General features: G+C 71.9%; 15 protein-coding genes. 6 read left to right on the forward strand and 9 right to left on the reverse strand.

Annotated elements, in window-relative coordinates; translation table 11 throughout:
* Positions 1 to 243: 243 nt before the first annotated feature.
* The gene (locus tag ACR807_RS22810; RefSeq protein WP_438923415.1) at positions 244 to 3,174 is read right to left on the reverse strand and encodes a glycoside hydrolase family 48 protein; all 2,931 of its coding nucleotides are present in this window, start codon (positions 3,172 to 3,174) and stop codon (positions 244 to 246) included.
* 126 nt (positions 3,175 to 3,300) lie between these two features.
* Positions 3,301 to 5,970: a glycoside hydrolase family 9 protein gene (locus tag ACR807_RS22815; protein ID WP_438923416.1), complete on the reverse strand. Its 2,670-nt coding sequence runs from the start codon at positions 5,968 to 5,970 to the stop codon at positions 3,301 to 3,303.
* 717 nt (positions 5,971 to 6,687) lie between these two features.
* On the opposite strand from ACR807_RS22815, the gene ACR807_RS22820 reads away from it, so the two are divergent.
* From ACR807_RS22820 to ACR807_RS22830, 3 genes are all read left to right on the forward strand, one after another.
* On the forward strand, positions 6,688 to 8,106 hold the full coding sequence (locus ACR807_RS22820; protein WP_438923417.1) for a glycoside hydrolase family 6 protein: 1,419 nt from the start codon (positions 6,688 to 6,690) through the stop codon (positions 8,104 to 8,106).
* Positions 8,107 to 8,194: 88 nt separating this feature from the next.
* The gene (locus ACR807_RS22825) at positions 8,195 to 8,422 is read left to right on the forward strand and encodes a hypothetical protein (protein ID WP_438923418.1); all 228 of its coding nucleotides are present in this window, start codon (positions 8,195 to 8,197) and stop codon (positions 8,420 to 8,422) included.
* Positions 8,419 to 8,793, forward strand: coding sequence for a YchJ family protein (locus ACR807_RS22830; protein ID WP_438923419.1), 375 nt, complete (start codon positions 8,419 to 8,421; stop codon positions 8,791 to 8,793). The genes ACR807_RS22825 and ACR807_RS22830 overlap by 4 nt, the downstream gene beginning before the upstream one ends.
* Positions 8,794 to 8,983: 190 nt before the next feature.
* Here the strand turns inward: ACR807_RS22830 and ACR807_RS22835 are convergent, their stop codons facing one another.
* The 6 genes from ACR807_RS22835 to ACR807_RS22860 form a co-directional block, all read right to left on the reverse strand.
* Positions 8,984 to 10,078, reverse strand: coding sequence for an MCE family protein (locus tag ACR807_RS22835; RefSeq protein ID WP_438923420.1), 1,095 nt, complete (start codon positions 10,076 to 10,078; stop codon positions 8,984 to 8,986).
* Positions 10,078 to 11,043: an MCE family protein gene (locus ACR807_RS22840; protein ID WP_438923421.1), complete on the reverse strand. Its 966-nt coding sequence runs from the start codon at positions 11,041 to 11,043 to the stop codon at positions 10,078 to 10,080. The genes ACR807_RS22835 and ACR807_RS22840 overlap by 1 nt, the downstream gene beginning before the upstream one ends.
* Before the next feature lie 68 nt (positions 11,044 to 11,111).
* Positions 11,112 to 12,119 (reverse strand): MCE family protein, encoded by a 1,008-nt coding sequence (locus tag ACR807_RS22845; RefSeq protein WP_438923422.1) that lies wholly within the window; start codon positions 12,117 to 12,119, stop codon positions 11,112 to 11,114.
* On the reverse strand, positions 12,119 to 13,084 hold the full coding sequence (locus ACR807_RS22850) for an MCE family protein (protein ID WP_438923423.1): 966 nt from the start codon (positions 13,082 to 13,084) through the stop codon (positions 12,119 to 12,121). The genes ACR807_RS22845 and ACR807_RS22850 overlap by 1 nt, the downstream gene beginning before the upstream one ends.
* Complete coding sequence (locus tag ACR807_RS22855) at positions 13,081 to 14,097, reverse strand: MCE family protein (protein WP_438923424.1); 1,017 nt, start codon at positions 14,095 to 14,097, stop codon at positions 13,081 to 13,083. The genes ACR807_RS22850 and ACR807_RS22855 overlap by 4 nt, the downstream gene beginning before the upstream one ends.
* Complete coding sequence (locus ACR807_RS22860; RefSeq protein WP_438923425.1) at positions 14,094 to 15,185, reverse strand: MCE family protein; 1,092 nt, start codon at positions 15,183 to 15,185, stop codon at positions 14,094 to 14,096. Before ACR807_RS22860 ends, ACR807_RS22855 begins: the two co-directional genes overlap by 4 nt.
* 363 nt (positions 15,186 to 15,548) lie before the next feature.
* On the opposite strand from ACR807_RS22860, the gene ACR807_RS22865 reads away from it, so the two are divergent.
* Positions 15,549 to 16,781: a PucR family transcriptional regulator gene (locus ACR807_RS22865; RefSeq protein WP_438923426.1), complete on the forward strand. Its 1,233-nt coding sequence runs from the start codon at positions 15,549 to 15,551 to the stop codon at positions 16,779 to 16,781.
* Here the strand turns inward: ACR807_RS22865 and ACR807_RS22870 are convergent.
* Entirely contained in the window at positions 16,759 to 17,382 is a 624-nt protein-coding gene (locus ACR807_RS22870) for a hypothetical protein (RefSeq protein WP_438923427.1), read from the reverse strand. The two genes, ACR807_RS22865 and ACR807_RS22870, sit on opposite strands and share 23 nt — an antisense overlap.
* A 229-nt stretch (positions 17,383 to 17,611) precedes the next feature.
* Between ACR807_RS22870 and ACR807_RS22875 the strand changes: the two genes are divergently transcribed.
* Positions 17,612 to 18,808 carry a DUF6801 domain-containing protein gene (locus tag ACR807_RS22875; protein ID WP_438923428.1) on the forward strand — a complete coding sequence of 399 codons (1,197 nt, stop codon included), beginning with the start codon at positions 17,612 to 17,614 and terminating at the stop codon, positions 18,806 to 18,808.
* Between the two features lie 73 nt (positions 18,809 to 18,881).
* Positions 18,882 to 20,012, forward strand: coding sequence for a DUF6801 domain-containing protein (locus ACR807_RS22880; RefSeq protein WP_438923429.1), 1,131 nt, complete (start codon positions 18,882 to 18,884; stop codon positions 20,010 to 20,012).
* The last annotated feature ends 38 nt before the right edge of the window (positions 20,013 to 20,050 follow it).

Below are 20,050 nucleotides of genomic sequence, written 5' to 3' on the forward strand. Positions count from 1 at the left end.
GTCCAGGTATGTGAATCGAAACGATTCGATTCGCGATCGGAGATCACCCCGTTCGGCTCAGCGGCGGGGGTGCCAAAAATGTGGCACAGGTCTCCAAGCCGCGTCAACACCGAAGTTTCGCGAATGTTTCGATTCGCTGGATTCGAGTCGAATGCGTTCGACAAATGAGACGCGTTGTCGTGACCACGCCGAACACCCCCCTCACCACGTTGTGAGGGGGGCGACGACGACCTTCGGTTTGTCCTAGCCGAACAGCTCCACGTGCAGCTGGAACGCCGTGGCGATCTCAGCTTGCGCCCAGAACCGGTGGTAGGTGAAGGTCGGTGCGGGGCCGCCGTCCAGGTATGCCTGGACCTTCGGCCAGTCCGGGTCCTGCTTGAACATCGAGCGCATGTCGACGAACGAGACGCCCGGGCGGATCTGGTCACCGTTGGGCATGGTGCCCGACCAGCCCGTCGGGACGTACGGGCCTTCGCGCGTCGACGTGTTGTAGGTGTCGTCGAAGCGGTTGTAGTCCGCCCGCGTCTCCGGCACCGCGATGCCCTTGTCGTCCTCGTGCGCCAGCAGCGCCGTCAGGAGGCCCTCACCGACGGTCTTCGCCTGGGCGTTGCCCGACTCGGCCGCGTAGTTGAGGAGCGTCTTGGCGTAGGACGCGGCGATGCCGACGTCCTGGCTGTGGTTGAGCACGCGCACGCGCAGGTTCGCGTTGGCGCCCGGGTTGGTGGCGTTCCAGGTGTCCGGCGCGCCGGTCCACTCCATGTCGGAGGGGATCTGGAAGGCGCCGCCCGTGCCGACGGTGGTGTTCGCGATGGCCCAGGGGACCCACTTGTCGAGGATCTTCTTGGCCGCCGGGTTGCCCGTCTTCTCGTACAGGGCCGCGGTGCGCTCCATCTGCCACGCCTGGAAGCCGAACCAGCGGTTCGACGGCGGGTCGCGCCACACCGGGTGGGCGTCGTAGTACATGCCGTAGAACGTCGGCGTGCCCGCCGGCGGGGCGGCGTACTGGCCCTCCCAGCTGTTCGTGACACCACCGGCGATGGCGCCGTCGGCGGACTGGAGCCACTGGAGCAGCTCCAGCTGCCGGGTCATCGACGTGGCCCAGTCCTGCTGGCCGGTCGCCGACTTCGGCTTCAGGGCCGGCTCGTTCGCCAGCGCGTACGCGGCCAGCGGGTTCTGGTAGCCCTGGTGCGACGCGCCGTCACCGATGCGCCACGCCCAGCCCGCGGACGTGTCGGTCGCGCCGCCCCACGCGTAGTACCAGGACATCAGGTAGTGCGCGCTGTCCTTGCCGGTACCCGCCGGGCAGGAGGTGCTGGCGCAGTTGCCGATCTTCTTGAAGTACTTGTCGAACATGGCGTACCGCAGGTAGTCGCCCATCTTGGCGGCCTTGGCCACCTCGGGCGCGACCTCGCTGGCCTTGCCCTGCTCGGTCGCCCACTCCTGGGCCAGCAGCGCCACCTGCACCGCACGCGCGTCGGCGTCCGGGGCGTTGGTGTACTTCCACTGCTTGGCGTAGCTGGCGTCCTTGGTGAACAGGTCGAGGAAGCCGTTGGGGCCACCGTGCGCGAACGTGTCGCAGGACGGCTGCGGGATGGTCTCCCACACCGACTCCGAGGAACCGCGCTGGTAGGTGTTGATGTACGCGGGCAGGGCGTCGGACTCGTCGCCGCACCGGCCGAAGCCGTAGGTGTTGTCGACGTCGAGCAGCCAGTGCATGCCGTAGACGTCGTCGGTCCCGTAGGCCGACTTCAGCTCGGCCGCGATCGGGTCGCGACCGATCGGCACGTTGGAGTCCAGCACCGACGGGTACTGGTCCATCCGCGGGTGCTCGGGGGCGTACGTCGCCGGCTTCGACGGGTCGTACTTGTTGTTCGTCGGCTGGTCCGCCGTGGCCGGGATGATGTACTTCTCCATCGCGGCCCAGGACTTCTTGAACGAGCTCCAGTCACCGGTGATCTTGCCATAGCTCGCCTCCAGCCACAGGTAGTAGCTGAACGCCTCGGACGTGGTCTGGTGACCGTGGTCCGGGGCCTCGACCATCAGGGTCTCGATCGAGTGGTACGGGACCTTCAGGCCGTCGGAGAACGTCCGGAAGTAGCCGCTGGCCGGGTCGTGCAGCTTCGCGTACTGGTCGAGGAACGCCTGCTCGAAGTCCGACGCGGAACCGTCGATCTCCTTGACCTCGACCGTGGCCGGCGTGACGCCCGTGGAGCTGACCGTGAACGTGGCCGTGCCCAGGTCGCCGCCGTTGTTCGCCGAGGTGACCGTGACGTTCTGCTTGGTCGCCCAGTTCGACGGGGTGAAGGTCAGCGACGCGGGACCGGCCATGAGGTCGGTGCTGCCCGCCGAGCGGGAGACCGCGACGGTCACGTTCGCCGTCGGCGCGGTCGCCAGCGAGACGCCGAAGGTGCCGGTGGTGCCCTGCCGCACGCTCAGCGAGTTCGGGCTCACCTGGACGGCCTGGCCCGCGAGGACCCGGATGCCCACGGCGGTCGAGTTGCCGACGCCGCCCTTGTCGTCGGTGGCGCGCGCCGTGATGGCGTGCTCACCGGCGGTCGCGCCGGTCCACGAGCCGGTGAACGGCGCCGAGGTGTCGGTCGCGACGACCGCGCCGTCGGCGAGGAAGTCCACCTTGGCGACGGTGCCGTCGGTGTCGGCGGCGGTCGCGGCCAGCGGGATCGCCGCGCCGGTCTGGAACGCCTGACCCGCCGTCGGCGAGGTCAGCGAGACGCTCGGCGCGGTGTTGGGACCCGTGCAGGGCGTGCCGTTGAGCGCGAAGTCGGTCGGCGGGGTGTTGCTGCCGGTCCACGTGCCGTTGAAGCCGACCGTGGTCTGCGCGCCGGACGCGAGGTTGGGCGACCAGGTCGGGGCGGCCACGGTGACCACCGAACCGCTCTGGCTGAACGTGCCGCTCCAGCCCTGCTGGACGCGCTGCCCGTTCGGGAAGGTCCACGTGAGGCGCCAGTTGTTGACCGCGTCACCCTGGTTGCGGATGGCCACGCTGGCGCCGAAGCCGCCCTGCCACTGGTTCGTGACCTGGTAGTTGACCGTGCACGTCACGGCCGCGTTCGCCACGGGGGCGACGAACGGCATTACCCCCGCGGCGGTCGCTGCCGCGGCTATCAGCGCGAGCGGTCCGGTGCGCAACCGTCCCGCTCTGGTGCGGTACCTCATGCGTCCTCCTCCTGCACGGGTCAGCCATTGACCCGCGAGCTTCCAAAGGGCGGCGGTGTGGGGCGGGAGCTGGGTTCGGCACGGGACGCCTGGGCGCGCAGAACGCCCCGTGCCGGGTCTCGGGGCCTAGGGTTCGACGCCCCAGGCGAGGGTGGTGCCGGTGTAGGCGGTCACCCGGTCGAAGTCGGCCAGCGCGGTGGTGGCGCGGTAGCTGTGGTCGTTGGTCTGGTCGAACGCCGACCAGTCGGACTTGGCCACCCGCAGCTGGACGTCGCCGGTGCTCGCGCCCGGCGCGAGGGAACCCGCGGTGAAGGTGACCTGGAGGTAGGAGTCGGCGCCCGGCCGTGCGGTGGGCAGCTTCACGACGGTGGCGCGCACGTTCGCGCAGCCGACCACCGCCCAGTCGCAGAACACCTGGTGGCCGGCCGAGGCGCTGTCGCCGGTGAACCAGTACCGCAGGGACACCGTCGACCGGTCGACCGCGGCGGCACCCCGGTTGACCGCGGCCAGGGCGACGCCGATCTGGTTGACGCTCGCGCCACCGCCGCCGCGCTGCTGCGCGACCACCGGACCGGTCGGGCCGGTGCCGCCGGCCCGCGTCCGGAAGGTCACCGCGGTGCTCGCCGCCGAGGTGTTGCCCGCGCCGTCCCGGGCCCGGACGGTGAACGCGTGGGCGGTGTCCGGGCTGAGCCCGGTGAGCTGGAACGCCGGGGTGGCCGGGGCACCTGCGACCGTGCCGTCCGCCCGGAGCACGTCGTAGCCGACCACCCCGACGTTGTCCGTGGACGCCGACCAGCGCAGCGTCGCGCCGCTGCTGGTGACGTCGGAAACCGACAGTCCACCGGGGACCGAGGGCGTCTCGCGGTCCTCGACCGCCGGGCCGGGTTCCCGGCCCCACACGACCGCGCCGTCCTGCACCAGGGTGAGGCGCTCGGTGCGCGCGACGGTGTTGCCGGAGCCCAGGCCCTCGTAGGACCAGTCGTCGGTCGGGTCCCACGAGCCGGTGCTGGTGATGCGGAACTGCACCTCGTGCCGGTGCGCGGACTGCCCGCCCGGGTACACCCCGGGGCACGGCACGTCCACGTAGTACACCCGGCCGCTGTGCTGCCGGGGCGCGCCCGGCGTGCCGCACTGGTTGTAGTTCGTGGTGACGGTGACCTGGTCGGGCGTCGTCGTGCCGTCGAGGGTGAAGTAGTAGCGCAGCGAGCCGGTGAACGTCCGGGCGGGCCACGCCGACCTGTTCAGGACGAACGACTTGACCTCGGTGAAACCGGCCGCGCTCTGGTTGACCGACGCCTCCACCGTCAGCTCGGGGCCGTCCGGGGCCTCGGCGACGGGGAAGCCCGCGAGCGGCGTGCCGCCGTACTCGCCGTACAGCCGGGCGAGAGCGCCGGTGAAGCCCGCGTTGTAGTCGAGCGCGACCTCGTTGGCGATGAAGTCGGTGCGGTCGTCGGTGTAGGCGTCGTTGTTCGTGCTCGGGCCGCCGACCAGCGCGCCGTACAGGACGTGCCTGCTCGCGACCGGTTCCCGCATGGTGTCGGCCCACGCGCCGTGCGCGGTGCGGTGGTGCGGGTTGCGCGGCGGGTTCGCGCCGAAGCCGACGACGAAGCTGGAGTTGCGCGGGTTGTCGCCGAGCGCGTAGTTCACCTGCCGCACGCCGAAGTCGTGGTAGGTGGTGGCCCGGACCGGGTCGGTGGCGCGCAGCCAGTCGGCGTGCGTCAGCGCGACGAACGCGGTGTTGGCCGCGTAGCGCAGCGAGCCCCACGTGTCGAGCACGGCCTGCCCGCCGGGCGAGTAGCGGACCCGGTTGCCGTTGTACCCGGTGGTCCAGTAGTCCAGCCAGCGGTTCGTGTCGTCCACGTACTGCTGCTCGCCGGTCAGCTTCGCCATCAGCGCGTAGGCGCCGTAGGACTTGTCGTCCCAGGCGATCGTCCACCGGTAGGACCGGGTCGTGCTCTGCGGTTCGGTGGACAGCTTCGGGTACTCGGCCTTCGCCTTGGCGAGGTAGGCCGCGTCACCGGTGGCGCGGTGCAGCCAGACCGCGCCCCACACCAGCTCGTCCTGGTAGCCGCTGTGGGAGTTGTAGAACTTCGCCGCGTCCGTGATGCAGGAGCTGTACTTGCCCCGGTAGGTGTCGGCGAAGGAGTAGAGCTGCTTCGCGTGCGCCAGGAGGGTGTCGGCGTAGGTCGGGTCGGACTGCCGGAAGACCATGGACGACGCGGCCATCGCGGCGGCGTACTCGCCCGCGAGGTCCGAGCCGGGGCAGGACGCGTCGACCTTGTACGACGGGCGGGCCATCTGCATGACCTCGGCGGCGCCCCACCACTTGTGGTCGTCGTCGCCCGCGCCGACCTGCCCGTAGACCACGTTCGGGCTCGGGTGCGCCTTGATGATCCAGTCGGTGCCCCACTTGAGGTTCGACAGGAGGTGCCGCAGCTGACCGGAGTTCTCGTAGGCGGCGCGGTTCTCCACCGCACCCCACGCGAGCACGGTCATGCTCGCCGCGAACGGCAGGCCGAACTTGACGTGGTCGCCCGCGTCGTAGAAGCCGCCGGACAGGTCGAGGCCGACGTCGGAGCCGTCGCGCAGCGCCGAGTCGCCGCGCCAGTTCACCCGGTTGTCCGCCGGCAGGTCGCCGGACCGCTGGGCGTCGTAGAACCAGATCGACTTCTGGAGGGCTTCGCCGTAGTTGAACGCCGGGGCGGCCTCGGCGTTCGCGTGCGCCGGGACCTGGGCGGTTGTCAGCGTCGCGGCGCTGACCAGCACGGCGAGCGTGCTCGTCAGCACTCCGGACATGCGTCGTCGCATGCGTTTCCTCCGAGGGGCAGGGCGGTGGAGGTTTCTGGGAGCGCTCCCAGTGCGGGACTGTAACGGCATCGAAACACCGTGAAAAGAGGGGTCGGCCACAAACCCTTGACAAATTCGGCCGAGCCGGTCCCGATTGGTGGGCCGAACGTTCGCCGACGCTGGGCCGGATGCCGCAAGCGGGGGATCGCGCCGGAGAGTCACCTGGTCGTGCGAGCCGGTCGTCGCGCGGGTCCCGGACCACCGCCGATCTCCCGCACGGCGTCGCGTCCACGCGCACACGTGCCCGAGGTGCACCGATTCAGCCGTCCGGCAACGGCGCGAGGCCGAGAACGTCCCTTTTTACCGGTGTGGCCGGGCCGAACGGCCCTGCGCGCGATCGGCCCACCGGCGTAATTCGACGGGATTTCGACATCAACTTCACAGTCGGTCGAGAACGCGCACCGCTCACTCGATCAGACCAATAACCCGATAGATCGGACACCGAACGTGTTCGAGACCGCATTTTTGCGCCTAGCACACCGAACGAGACGAGCCCGAACAGCGGCTTCGAACACGCACAGTAACTGGGTTTTCGGGGACCTGCCGGTGACGCCCTCTTTTCCGCACGGTTTCCGAGTGGCTACAGTCCTGCCACCTGGGAGCGCTCCCAGGTCGTTCGGACTCCCGCTCAGACCCCCGTTGCACCGACGCTGCGAGGACCTGCTGATGCACTCACCACAAGCCCACACCACCGGCCGCCGGGCCCGCCCCAGGGGCAGGACGGCCGCCGCGGGCGCGTTGTCCGGCGCACTGGTCGCGAGCGCCGCGGCGCTCGCCCTCGGCGGCGGCGCGACCGTCGCCCGAGCCGCGGACTCCGCGTTCTACGTCGTGCCCGACACCTCCGCGGCGCGGTGGGTCGCGCAGAACCAGGGCGACTCGCGGGCCGCGGTGATCCGCGACCGGATCGCGAACGTGCCCCAGGCCCGGTGGTACACCACGACCAACACCTCGCAGGTCCGCGCGCAGGTCGACTCGTTCGTCGGCGCCGCCGCGGCGGCCGGGAAGATCCCGATCATGGTCGTCTACAACATCCCGAACCGCGACTGCGGCGGGGCCAGCGGCGGCGGCGCGCCGTCGCACTCGGCGTACCGGGCGTGGGTGGACGAGGTCGCGGCCGGTCTCGCGGGGCGCCCGGCGTCGATCATCCTGGAGCCGGACGTGCTCCCGATCATGACGAGCTGCCAGGACGCGGGCCAGCAGGCCGAGACGAAGGCGTCGATGGCCTACGCGGGCAAGAAGCTCAAGTCCGGCTCCTCGCGGGCGAAGGTGTACTTCGACATCGGCCACTCCGCGTGGCTCACGCCGGGCGAGGCCGCCAACCGGCTGCGCGGCGCGGAGATCTCCAGCAGCGCCGACGGGATCGCCACGAACGTGTCGAACTACCGGTACAGCCGGGACGAGATCGCGTTCGCCAAGGCGACCCTCAACGCGTTGGGCGACAGCAGGCTCAAGGCCGTCATCGACACCAGCCGCAACGGCAACGGCCCGCTGGGCAGCGAGTGGTGCGACCCGGCCGGGCGCGCGATCGGCACGCCCAGCACCACCGACACCGGCGACGCGCAGATCGACGCGTTCCTCTGGGTGAAGCTGCCCGGCGAGGCGGACGGCTGCATCGCGGGCGCGGGCCAGTTCGTGCCGCAGCGCGCGTACGACATGGCGGTGGCCGCGGGCCCGACCAGCACCACCACCTCCAGCACCACCAGCACGACCAGCACCACTTCGACCACTTCGACCACCACGTCGACCACGACGACGACCACCACGCCACCCGCGGGGACCGGGTGCCGGGTGAGCCATCGCGTGATCAGCCAGTGGTCCGGCGGTTACAGCGGCGAGATCGTCATCGAGAACAGGGGTCCCGCAGTGGAGTCCTGGACCCTGGCGTTCTCCGCACCCGGTGTGACCGTTTCCCAGGGCTGGAACGGGACGTGGACCGACACGGGCGACACCGTCCGCGTCGTCAACGCGTCCTGGAACGGCAGGCTCGCCACCGGCGGTACCGCGACCGTCGGGTACAACGCGAGCTTCAGCGGAAGCACCCCGCCGTTCGGTTCTCCCACCGTGAACGGTGCGGCGTGCACCTGATGCCGTGACCAGCCCGCACCGGAGCGACCCGCCTCCCCGACCCGGCAGTCGTCGGGAGGCGGGTCGCTCCTCCTTATACCCTGGGGGCGTGACCGAACCGATGTCCGCAGAAACCCTCGCCGCGCTGGCCGACGACCCGCGTCCGGACATCCGCGCGACCCTGCTCCTCGACCCCGACGTGCCCGCCGGGCTGCGCTACCAGGTGCACGCGGCGCTCTCCGCCGAGGCCGCCGCCGGCGACCGCGAGGCCGAGAGCGCCCTGGCGTGGGTCCGCTTCTCCCGGTCCGGTCGCACCGCCTGCGACCGTCCCGAATGACCACCGCCTGCCCGTGCGGGCTGGGTGACCCGTACGAGCACTGCTGCGGCCCGTACCACGAGGGGCGCAAGAAGCCGCCGACGGCGGAGACCCTCATGCGGTCGCGCTACAGCGCGTTCGCCGTGCGCGACGAGGACTACCTGCTCGCCACCTGGCACCCCACCACCCGTCCCGACTCCCTGGACCTGGACCCGGACCAGCGCTGGAGCCGCCTGGAGGTCCTGGCCCGCACCGGCGGCACCCTGTTCCAGACGACGGGCACCGTGGAGTTCCGCGCCCACTACCGCCTGCGCGGCACGCGGGACGTGCTGCACGAGAACAGCCGCTTCGTGCGCGAAGACGGCACCTGGCTCTACGTGAGCCCCCTCTAACCCCGAGAGTCCAACCCCCAGGTCCCGAGAGTCCAACCTCCAGGACCCCTGAGTTCTGCGTTCGGGCCCTCCGGCAGGCCGACCTGAACGGAGAACTCAGGGGTCCCGAGCGTTGGACTCTCGAGGTCTGAGCGTTGGACTCTCGAGGCCTCGGCGTTGGACTCTCGGGGTCTGAGCGTTGGACTCTCGGTCAGCGGGGGGCGTTCTGGGCTCCTCGGACGCCCGTGGCGGAGCCGCGGGGCAGGGTGCAGGCGGCGTCGGTGTTGAAGGTGCCCGGGGTGGTGTCCAGGCCCGGCTTCTTCCGCGTGCCCTCGTAGCCCGCGTGGCACGGCGGGGGGTCGAAGAACGTCAGCGCCAGGCCGAACGACGCCTGACCGCCGCGCACCGCCGACGCGCCCACCGACACCGCGTCGGGCACGGTCACCAGCACCTGCTCCAGCTGCCCCTGCCGGGTGACCAGGACGTCCGCCGTCGTCAGCAGGTTGGACAGCAGCACGCCCAGGTTCGGCCCCGAGTCGCGCAGCAGGGCGCTGACCTCGCCGGCGGCCCCCGGGGCGGCGGCGATCAGGCGCCTCAGGTCGCCGTCCGACGCGCGCAGCCGCTCGGCCACCAGCAGGGCGCTGTCGGCGAACGAGTCGATCGCCGCCGAGTGGTCCAGCTGGGTCTGGAGCACGGTCACCGAGTCGTCCAGCAGCTCCACGGTCTGCGGCAGGTGCTCCCCCGCCTCGGCGACGAACCGACCGGTGGCGTCGAGCAGCGCCTGCAGGTCGGGCCCGGTGCCGCGCAACGCCTGGTCCAGCTCGTCCACGACGGTGCGCAGCGAGTCGACCGGCACGGACCGCGCCAGCTCGTCGAGGTTGGTCAGCACCTGCTCCACGGGCAGCGGCAGCCTCGCCCGCGCCTCGGGGATGACGGAGCCGTCCACCAGGTACGGTCCGCCCGCGCCGCGCGGGCGCAGGTCGACGTACTGCTCGCCGACCGCCGACCGGTTGGCCACCACGGCCTCCAGGTCGGCCGGGATCGGCGGCGCGCCGGCCGCGATGCGCAGCCCGACCTCCACCCGGCGGTCCACCAGGCGGACCGGCCCCACCCGGCCGACGGGCACGCCCCGGTAGGTCACCTCGCCGCCGGTGAACAGGCCGCCGGTCCGGGGCAGTTCGAGCCGCACCTCGTACCCGTCGTCCACGACGGTCAGCCCGGCGTACTCCGCGCCGACGTAGCTGACGCCGAGCAGCGCGATGACGGTGAACAGCGCGACCTGCGCGCGCACCCGCCGGGTGATCATCAACGGCCTCCCGGCTTCAGGGTGAGGTAGGTGTTGAGGTAGTCGCCCTTGATGCCGTCGAGCACGGCGTCGGTGAACGGGAACGTGAGCAGGAGCTCCAGCGACTGCGGCAGGTCCTGACCGGACTCGGCCAGCTTCCGCAGCGTCGGCTCCAGCGCGCGGAGGTCGGCCACCAGGTCCTCGCGCCCGCGCTCGACCACGTCGGTGGCGACGGTGGACAGCTGCCCCAGCGAGTCCAGCAGGCCGACGAGCTGCCCGCGCTGCTCGTGCAGCACCTCCAGGCCGGGTTCCAGGTCGTCCAGGACCACGCCGATGTCGGCCTTGCGCGACTCCAGGGACGACGCGAGCCGGTCCATCCCCTCGAGGGCGCGGGTGATCTCGCCCTTGTGCTCGTCCAGCGACCCGACGAAGGTGTCCACAGTGGACAGCAACGACCTCACCGCGGCCTCGTTGCCGGACAGCGCCGCGCTCAGCTCCCGCGAGATGTCCTGCACCTGCGCGATGCCACCACCGTTGAGCAGCATGGACAACGCGCCGAACACCTCCTCCACCTCGGGGTTGCGGTCGGTCCGGGTGACCGGGACGACCGCGCCGTCCACGAGCGGCGTCGACGAGCGCTCGGACGGCGGCGCGAGTTCCACGTACTTCTCGCCCAGCAGGCTGGACTGGCGCAGCCGGGCCAGGACGTTGGACGGCAGCAGCACGTCGCCGCGCACGACCACCCGCACGAGGGCCGTGGAGCCGTCCTCGGACAGCCCGATGTCCTCGACCTCGCCGACCGCGACGTCGTCGACCTTCACGCCGGCGTGCGGCACGAGGTCCAGCACGTCGTCGAACTCGACCACCACCCGGTACGGCCGGTCGCCGAGGTCCGCGCCGCCGGGCAGCGGCAGGTCGTAGGCGCTCGGCAGGGTCGAGCAGCCGGTGAGCAGGACGACGGAGGCCACCGCGAGGACCCGCCGCACCGGACCCGCACCGGTGACCGGACCCGCCCCCGCCACCGGACCCGCACCGGCCGCCGGACCCGCCGCGGTCACCGGGGACCCCCGGGCACGCTGAGCAGGTCGGCGACGAACTCGTTGAGGTTGGCGCGGGCGTTCAGCGTGCCGGTCGCCGGGTCGTAGGCGGCGACCACGTTGTGCAGCGCGACGGGTGCCACGTCGAGCACCTCCGAGAGCGACTGCTGCTGCCGCACCAGGGAACCGGTGAGCACGGCCAGGTCCTCCACGGAGGTCTTCACCCGGTCGCGGTTGTCCCGCACGAACGCGCGCACCCGTTCCAGCGCGCCCGCCAGTTCGCCCAGCGCCGTGCCGAGGTCGTCGCGCTCGGCGGCGAAGAACCCGGTCACGTCGGCGAGCTGGTCGGCGAGCCTGCCCACCTGCTCGTCGTTCGCGGCGAGCACCCCGGTGAACGACTGGAGGTTGTCGACCGTGCCGAACAGGTCCTCGCGCGACCCGGCGAGCGTCGTGGCCGCGTCGGCGAGCTGCCGGATCGTCGCGCCGAGCGCGCCGCCGTTGCCGTCCAGCGCGTCGGCGCCGGTGCGCAGCAGGTCCGACAGCGCGCCCCCGCGGTTGGCCCCGTCCGGGCCGAGCGCGGTGAGCAGGCTGTCGAGGCTGCCGTACAGCTCGTCCAGCTCGACCGTGCCCGCGGTGCGCGCGCTGGTGATGACGGCGCCCGGCGCCATCCGGTCGCCCCCGGTGTAGGCGGGCGCGAGCTGCACGTACCGGTCGGCGACGACGCTGGGCGCGACGACGGCGGCGCGGGCGTCGGCCGGCACGTCGACGCCGTGGTCCAGCTCCAGCTCCACCCGGACGGAGCCGCCGTCGGGCAGCACGCCGACGACCCGGCCGACGGGCACGCCGAGCACCCGCACGTCGGAGCCCTCGTAGACGCCGACCGCGGCGGTGAAGTAGGCCGTCACGCGGGTGGGCGCGGGGCGGAGGAAGACCCACCACGCGGCGACCACCGCCACCAGCACCAGCACGAGTGCCTGGGCGAGCCCGATGACGAGCCGCCGGTGGTTCCTGGTCCGGACGAACATCAGCGGCCTCCCGGTGGGCAGTCGCGCCCGCCACCGGGCTGCGCGACCAGCCCGCACACGTAGGTGTCGACCCACTCGCCGTTGCCGAGCGCGTTGGTGAGCACGCGGTAGTAGGGCCCGGCCAGCGCGAGGCCCCGTTCGAGCGACTCCTGGTTGTCCCGCAGCACGTCGGTGACGCGTTCGAGCTGCTCCAGGGCGGGCCGCAGCTGCTCGGCGTTGTCCTCGACGAGGCCGGAGAGCTGCCGGGACATCTCGCGCGTGCCGTCGAGCAGCTCCGCGATGGCGTCGCGGCGGCGCCCGACCTCCTCCAGCAGCAGGTTGCCGTCGGTGATGAGCGCGGCGAAGTCGGTGTTGCGGTCGGCGAGCGCCCCGGTGACCTTGTTCGCGCCCGCGACCAGCGACGCGAGCTGCTCGTCGCGGCTGGAGACGGTCTTCGACAGCGCGGACAGGCCGTCGAGCGCCTGCCGCACGTGCTGCGGCGACTCGCGGAACGCGTCGCTGAGCGCCTGGAAGCTCCGCGCCAACTGGTCGGTGTCGATCGCGGTCAGCGTGGTCGACAGCCCGTTGAACGCCTCCACGACGTCGTAGGGCGAGGTGGTGCGCTCCAGCGGGATGGTGCCGGTGAGCGGGTCGCGGCCCTCGGGGTCGACCGCCAGGTACTTCTGCCCGAGCAGCGTCTTGATGCGGATCCCGGCGCGGCTGCGGTCACCCAGGTGGACGCCGGACACCCGGAACGCGACCCGCACCACCCCCTCGTGCAGCCCGACGTCGGTCACGGTGCCCACCTTGAGGCCCGCGACGCGGACCTCGTCGTCCACGCGCAGGCCGGCCGCCTCGGCGAAGTCGGCGGTGTGCCTCGTGCCGCCGCCGACGAACGGCAGGTCCTCCAGGAAGAAGGTGAGCGCGGCGGTGACGGCGAGGACCAGGAGCCCGACGGCCCCCAGCAGCACCGGTCTGCGCGTCATCGGCGGCACCTCGGTTCGGTGATGGGGAGTCCGACCGGTCCCCCGCCGGGCGCGGGCTCCGCCTCGGACGAGGCGTAGCAGAGGTAGAAGTTCAGCCACGAGCCGTAGGAGGCGGTGCGGCCGATCGCGTCGAACTTGACCGGCAGGTTGCGCACGAACGGTTCCAGCTCCGGCGCGGTGCCGAGGGTGCCGGCGAGCAGGCCGAGCGCGGCGATGTCGTCCTTGAGCGGTTGGCGGCCCTGCTCCAGCAGGGACGCGGTGCTGTCGCTCAGGGCGGCCAGGCCGGCGACGGCGTTGCCGATGGGCTCGCGGTCGGCGGCGAACCCGGACACGAGCTGCCGCAGCGACGTCAGCAGCGAGCCGAACCGGTCGTCGCGCGAGTTCACCGTCTCCAGCACCGCGTTGAGGTTGTCGACGACGCGCCCGATCACGTCGTCCTCGGCGGCGAGGGCGGTGGTGAGCGACGCGGTGTGCGCGAGGAGGCTCTCGACCGTGCCGCCCTCGCCCTGGAGGACCTGGACGATCTCGTGGGACAGCTTGTTGACGTCCTCCGGGTCGAGCGCCTGGAACAGCGGCTTGAAACCGTTGAACAGGGTGGTCAGGTCGAGGGCGGGCACGGTGCGCTCCACCGGGATGAGCCCGCCGCGGGGCAGCGCCTCCCCCACCCGACCGGCGGGTTGTTCGAGGGCGACGTACCGCTGGCCGACCAGGTTGCGGTACTTGATGGTGGCGGTGACGCCGGCGGACAGGCTGCGGCCCTCGACGACCGAGAAGCCGACGTCGACCAGTTCGTCGTCGACCAGGGTGAGGGACTCGACCTGGCCGACCTTCACCCCGGACATGCGCACGTCGTCGCCCTCGGCCAGGGCGGTGACGTCGGTGAAGCGGGCGGTGTAGTCGGTGGTGGAGCCGATCCGGCTGCCCGCGACGGTGGCCGCGAGGAACCCGGTGGCGGCGACCGTGACGACGACGAACACCAGGAACTTGGTCAGCGGCGCGGCGACGCCCCTCATCGGGCCCCCATGAGCAGGCCCGCCCAGTCGGGCACCCGGTCGGGCGCGACGGCCTCGACGGGCCCCGCCGGGCAGTGCGGCGCGCCGCCCCGGCGCTGGACGGGGTCGTCGCGGCCGGGCCGGTAGCCCTCGCCCGGCGGCACCACGGTGACCTCGGCGTGCATCCCGGGCTGGTCGGTGCCCTTGCCGAGCGCCTCGTCCACGCGGGGGCGCAGCGCGTTGACGGCGTCCAGCACGCACGGGAACTCGGGCGAGTAGCCGGCGAGCAGCTCCAGGGTGGGCCGGGACCGGTCGGCGAGCCCGACGACGACCTCGCCGTTGGCGCGCAGGAACCCGGTCAGGTCGGCCGACGCGGTGGTGAGGCTGGTGTAGACGGCGTCGAGGTCGGCGCGCTGCTCGGCGAGGGTGCGGCTGACCGCGGTGGCGTCCGCGAGCGCCCGCACGAGGTCGGGGCCGGCGTCGGCGTAGAGGTCGGCGACGTCGGCGAACTTCGTGATGCCCTCCTTGAGGGCGGGCAGCCGGGGGTTGAACTCGCGCAGGTACGCGTCGAGCTGGACGATCGTCCGGCCGAGGGTCTCGCCGCGCCCGTCCAGCGCCTGCGCCACCGAGGTGAGCGCGGAGGCCAGCTTGTCCGGCCGCACGGCCTGGAGCGTGGGCATCAGGTCGGCGAGCACCCGTTCCAGTTCGATCGCGCCGGACGTGCGGTCCTGCTCGATCACGTCGCCCTCGGCGAGCGAGCCGCGCGGGTCGTCGGGGGGCTCCAGGCTGACGAACCGCTCGCCGAACAGCGTCTTCGGCAGCAGCCGGGCCGACACGTTCGCCGGGATGAGGTCCACCTGGTCGGGGCGCAGGGCCAGTTCCAGCTCGGCGCCGTCGCCGCTCGACCGGATGGCGCGCACCTCGCCCACGAGCACGCCGAGCAGCTTCACGTCCGACTCGGCCTGGAGCTGGTTGCCCACGTGGTCGGTGCGCAGCAGGACGGTGACGCGGGGCGTGAAGACCTTCTGGTAGGCGGCGACCGACAACCCGCACAACGCGAGCAGGAGTACCGCGAAGAGCAGCCCCGACAAGCGCCGTCGCAATGTCACGAGTATTCTCCGGAAAAGGTTGTGAATGCTTCACAGTTACCTGTTACCGGCGAGTACGTTACTCATCGTCGCCGTGGTGCACAAGCAGTCTAAATGCTTGTCATTCGCATGACAAAAACACTTCCGGGAACACTCACCTGGATACAAAAAGATGACCGGGCCCTGGCGTCCCGGCCGGCGTTGCGGCTACCAATGTCCCCACCGCGGACGAATCGGGGGTGGTCACGTGGGCCGGTTGGAGCAGCGCCCCGGTGCCGCGTTGCGCCGCTCCGGTGCCCGGTCACCGCGCCGGTTGACAGGTTTTCATGATCAAAAATACAGTGTTCGGTATCACACCCGATCGTTTGGTGGTGGGCGAACAGCATGAACAGGACCGGTGAACTCACGGCCGCCGAATTACCCCTCATCGGCAATTCGGACCTCTGGGAGCAGTTGCCCGCCGAACTCGCGCCGAAGTTCCGCGCGCGGGCCGGCGACGTCGCCGTCGACATGGTCCGGGAGATCCAGCACCAGATCGCCGAGTACTCCCAGAAGCTGGAGGGCATGTTCGGCCAGGTGGTGGTGGAGGGGGTGGAGCAGGCGATCCACCAGTTCATCGACCGGATGGTCGACCCGACCGCGGAGCGGGAGGACCGCGCCAAGCTGTTCCGCCTCCTCGGCAAGCTGGAGGTGAGCGCGGGCCGCAGCCTCGACCTGCTCCAGACCGCCTACCGGATCGGCGCGCGGGTGGCGTGGCGGCGCATCTCGGAGTTCGGCCAGACCGAACGCGTGCCGCTGGCGACCATGTGCCTGATCGCCGAGGCGATCTTCGCCTACATCGACGAGCTGTCGCTGCGCTCGATGGAGGGCTACGCCGAGGCGCAGGCCCGGCACGCGGGCGCGGTGCAGCGGCGGCGCAAGCGGTTGCTGGAGCTGATCCTCGGCGAGCCCGGCTACCACCCGAACGCGCTGGCCGACCTCGCCGAGGCCGCGCACTGGCCGGTGCCGGACCGGGTGCTGGTGGTGGCGCTGGAACGGCGCACCGACCAGCACCAGCTGCCGATCCCGGTGCTGCACGAGGACATCCTGATGGACCTGGAGGGCGGCGAGCCGTGCCTGCTGCTCACCGACCCGGAGCGGCAGCTCGTCGCGCTGGAGCACAAGCTGGGCGGGTGGCGCGCGGCGGTGGGCCCGGTCGTGCCGCTGGCGTCGGCCCGGCAGTCGCTGCGCTGGGCCCGCCGCACGATCACGCTCATCCAGTCAGGTGTCATCCCGGACAGACCCATGGTGGACACCACCGAGCACCTGTCCACGCTGCTGCTGCTCGGCGACGAGGACCTGGTGCACGAGCTGGTGAAGCGGGCGCTGGCGCCGCTGGAGGGGCTGACGCCCAAGCAGCAGCAGCGGATGCGGGAGACGATGACCGCGTGGGTGGAGACCCGGGGCAGCGCGCCCGAGGTCGCGGCGGGCCTCGCCGTGCACCCGCAGACCGTGCGCTACCGGTTGCGGCAGCTGGAGGAGCTGTTCGGGGAGAAGCTGCACGACCCGGACGCGCTGTTCGACATGGGCATCGCGCTGCGGGCGTTGCGGCTGCTCACAGCTGCGCGGTCAGCGTGAGGTCGAGGAGGTTGTCCGGGCCCGAGACCAGGCCGGTCATCAGCGGGTCGAGGTCCTCCCCGCCCCGGCAGCCCCCGAAGGGCGGGATCGCGTAGGCGGCCTTCATCCTGATCACGGCGAGGTCGAACGGGCCGGTGAGGTCGACCGACGCGGGCGCGGTGGTCAGGCACGCCTGCCCGACGTCGAGCGGTTGCGAGTTCACCGCGACCTCGCCGAGCCCGATCGTCAGGTCGGCGTGCGCGGTGATCTCGCCCTCCCGGATGCGACCGGTGACCCGGCCGACCGGGACCAGGTCGGTGCGCGCGGTGGTCGGCACGAAGCCGAAGACGACGAAGTAGCCGTGCGCGGGCGGCAGCCGCAGGTCGCCGGTGATCGTGCCCTCGATCAGGTCGATCTCGGCGACCAGGGTGCCGGGGCCGATGGCGAGGTCCGACCCGAGCTTGGCGATCCGGCTCACCGCGTCCACGCGGTAGGTGATCGTGATGCCCGCCGCGCGCGCCGGGTCGGGCCGCTCGGCGGGGCGGCGCACCACCCAGCCGGGCGCCGGCAGCGCGCCCAGCAGGACCGCGACCGCCGCCAGGACCACCAGCGCGCTTCTCACCCACCACCTCCGGCCATTCCCCGAAAGTACTTTCACCCCTCTTCGGGCACAAGCCGTCGAGGATGATTTGTCATGCGCGTGATAAAGCTCGGAAGTGATTTTGTAGCCCTTCGACAGCGTGCCGGAAAAAATGCGAACAATGCTTGCAGCCACTGGTGGCCAAAGCTACTTTACTGACCAGTAGCCATGGCATTCGTGTTTTCGCACTGCTCTCGACGAGGAGACGCACATGCTGAAACGGACTGGTCGGACGGCGTTCGGCGGACTCGCGGTCGCGGCGGCGGTGGTCGGGTCGGTGGCGTTCGCGGGCGCCGGGGCCGGTCAGGCCGCCGAGGCGAGCCTGACCCTGGTGTACAGCTGCCCGTTCCCGCTGATCGGCACGCAGGACATGAGCGTGCGGATCGACGTGGCGGACCTGCCGGACTCGGCGGTGGTGGGCGTGGAGACGCCCGCGACGCGGGTGACCGCGACCGCCACCGTGCCGCCGACCGCGACGCAGGGCCTGGCCCTGGTCGGCGCGGCCACCGTGGAGGGCACCGCGCGGGCGCGGACCACGATCGACAACGCGGGCGCCGTGCTGGAGGTCGTGCCGGACCTGGTGGTGGCCAAGACGGCCGTGCCCGCCTCCGGGGCGTTCGACACCGTCGCGACCGGCGGCACCCCGCCGGTGACGTTCGCGAACGCGGGCGCCACCACCATCTCGGTCGGCGACTTCAGCACCACCCTGACCCCGCGCAAGGCCGACGGCACCGAGACCGGCCTGGGCACCTTCACCTCGGACTGCACGCTCAAGCCGGGCCAGGACACGCTGCTGCACGAGTTCACCGTCGCGCCCGCCACTGGCCCGACGACCACCACCACGACGACCACGACCACCGCGCCGACGACCACCACGACCACGTCCGCGCCGAACGAGCCGCTGGAGATCACCTACGACGTCAACGGCACGTCGACGATCAAGAAGCTCGGCTCGGACCTGCCGCTCGGACCGGGCACCCTGGCCACCGAGGTCGACCTGCTCGGCGGCACGTTCTCCGGTGACCTCGCGCTGCCGGACGCGCGGGGCGACTTCGCCCTGTTCGGCTTCGTGCCCACCACCGCGACCGTCCGGCTGGTGCCGCAGGGCAGGACCACCGGCACCATCACCGCCGGCGCGGTGACCGCGCGGACCACCGCCGGCATCAGGCTGACCGACGTCCGGGTGCTGGGCATCCAGGTCGTGAAGCCGACCGACCGGTGCGCCACGGTGACGCCGAGCACCATCGACCTCGTCTCGAAGCCCGGCTTCGACCCGCTCAACGGCGGCGGCCTCACCGGCGGCTACGCGATCGCGAGGTTCGAGGGCTGCGGCCTGGTGACGCCGGTCGTCAACCTCAGCATCCCCGGCCCCGGCAACACGCTCGACCTGGCCATCGCCAGGAAGTGACACCCACCCCCACCCAGGCGGGTCGGCGCGCGTGCGCCGGCCCGCCCGGGTCGTTCCCAGGAGAGAACCTGACATGAGAGTGCGACACCGGGTGGCCGCGGCGGGTCTCAGCGCGGTCGTGGTCGGCGGCTCGGCCCTGCTCGGCGCGGGCGTCGGCACCGCCGCCGCGGCGGAGCTGACGCTGGTCTACAACTGCCCGTTCCCGCTGATCGGCGCCCAGGACATGAGCGTCCGGATCGTGGTGGAGGACCTGCCCGACGACGCGGTGGTGGGCGAGGAGCAACCGGCGACGCGGGTCACCGCGACCGCCACCGTGCCGGACCTGGCCACGCAGGGCCTGGCGCTGGTGGGCGCGGCGACCGTGGAGGGCACGGCGAAGGCGCGGACGAGGATCGACAACGCGGGTTTCGTGCTGGACCTCGTGCCGGACCTGGCCGTGGCCAAGACCCCGGTGCCGCCGTCGGGCGCGTTCGACACCGTCGCGACCGGCGGCACCCCGCCGGTGAGCTTCCCCAACGCGGGCCGGACCACGATCACCATCGGCGACTTCGAGACGACCCTGACCCCGCGCCGGGCCGACGGCACCGAGACGGGCCTGGGCACATTCACCTCGCCGTGCACGCTCAACCCCGGCCAGGACACGCTGCTGCACGAGTTCACCGTCCGGCCGAACACGCCGACCAGCACCACCACGACCACCACGACGACGACCACGACCGATCCCACGACCACCACCACGGAACCGACCACCACGACCGAGCCGACGACGACCACCACCGACCCGACCACGACGACCACCGACCCGACGACGACCACCACCACGACGGACCCGACGTCGACCACGACGAGCACCACCACCACGTCGCCGACCACGACCACGACCACCACGACCAGGCCGACGACGACCACGACCACGTCGACCACGACGTCCGGCGGCACCACCACCACGACGACGCCGACGTCCACCACGACCACCACCGGCGGTGCGACGACCACGACCGCCCCGACGACCACGACCGCCCCGACGTCGAGCACCACCACGACCACGACCACGCCGGTCGTGGTGCCGCCCGCACCGGGCGGCGGCGGCCGGCTCGCCGACACCGGCGCGTCGGTCCGCGGTCCCCTGGTCCTCGGCGGCGCCCTGCTCGCCCTGGGCGCGGGCGCCCTGCTCCACCTGCGCCGCACGCGCCGGCGCGGCTGACCCGGACCCGGCCGACCCGGACTCAGCCGACCCGGACG

This window comes from Saccharothrix sabaoui (assembly GCF_051756985.1).
GTDB lineage: Bacteria > Actinomycetota > Actinomycetes > Mycobacteriales > Pseudonocardiaceae > Actinosynnema.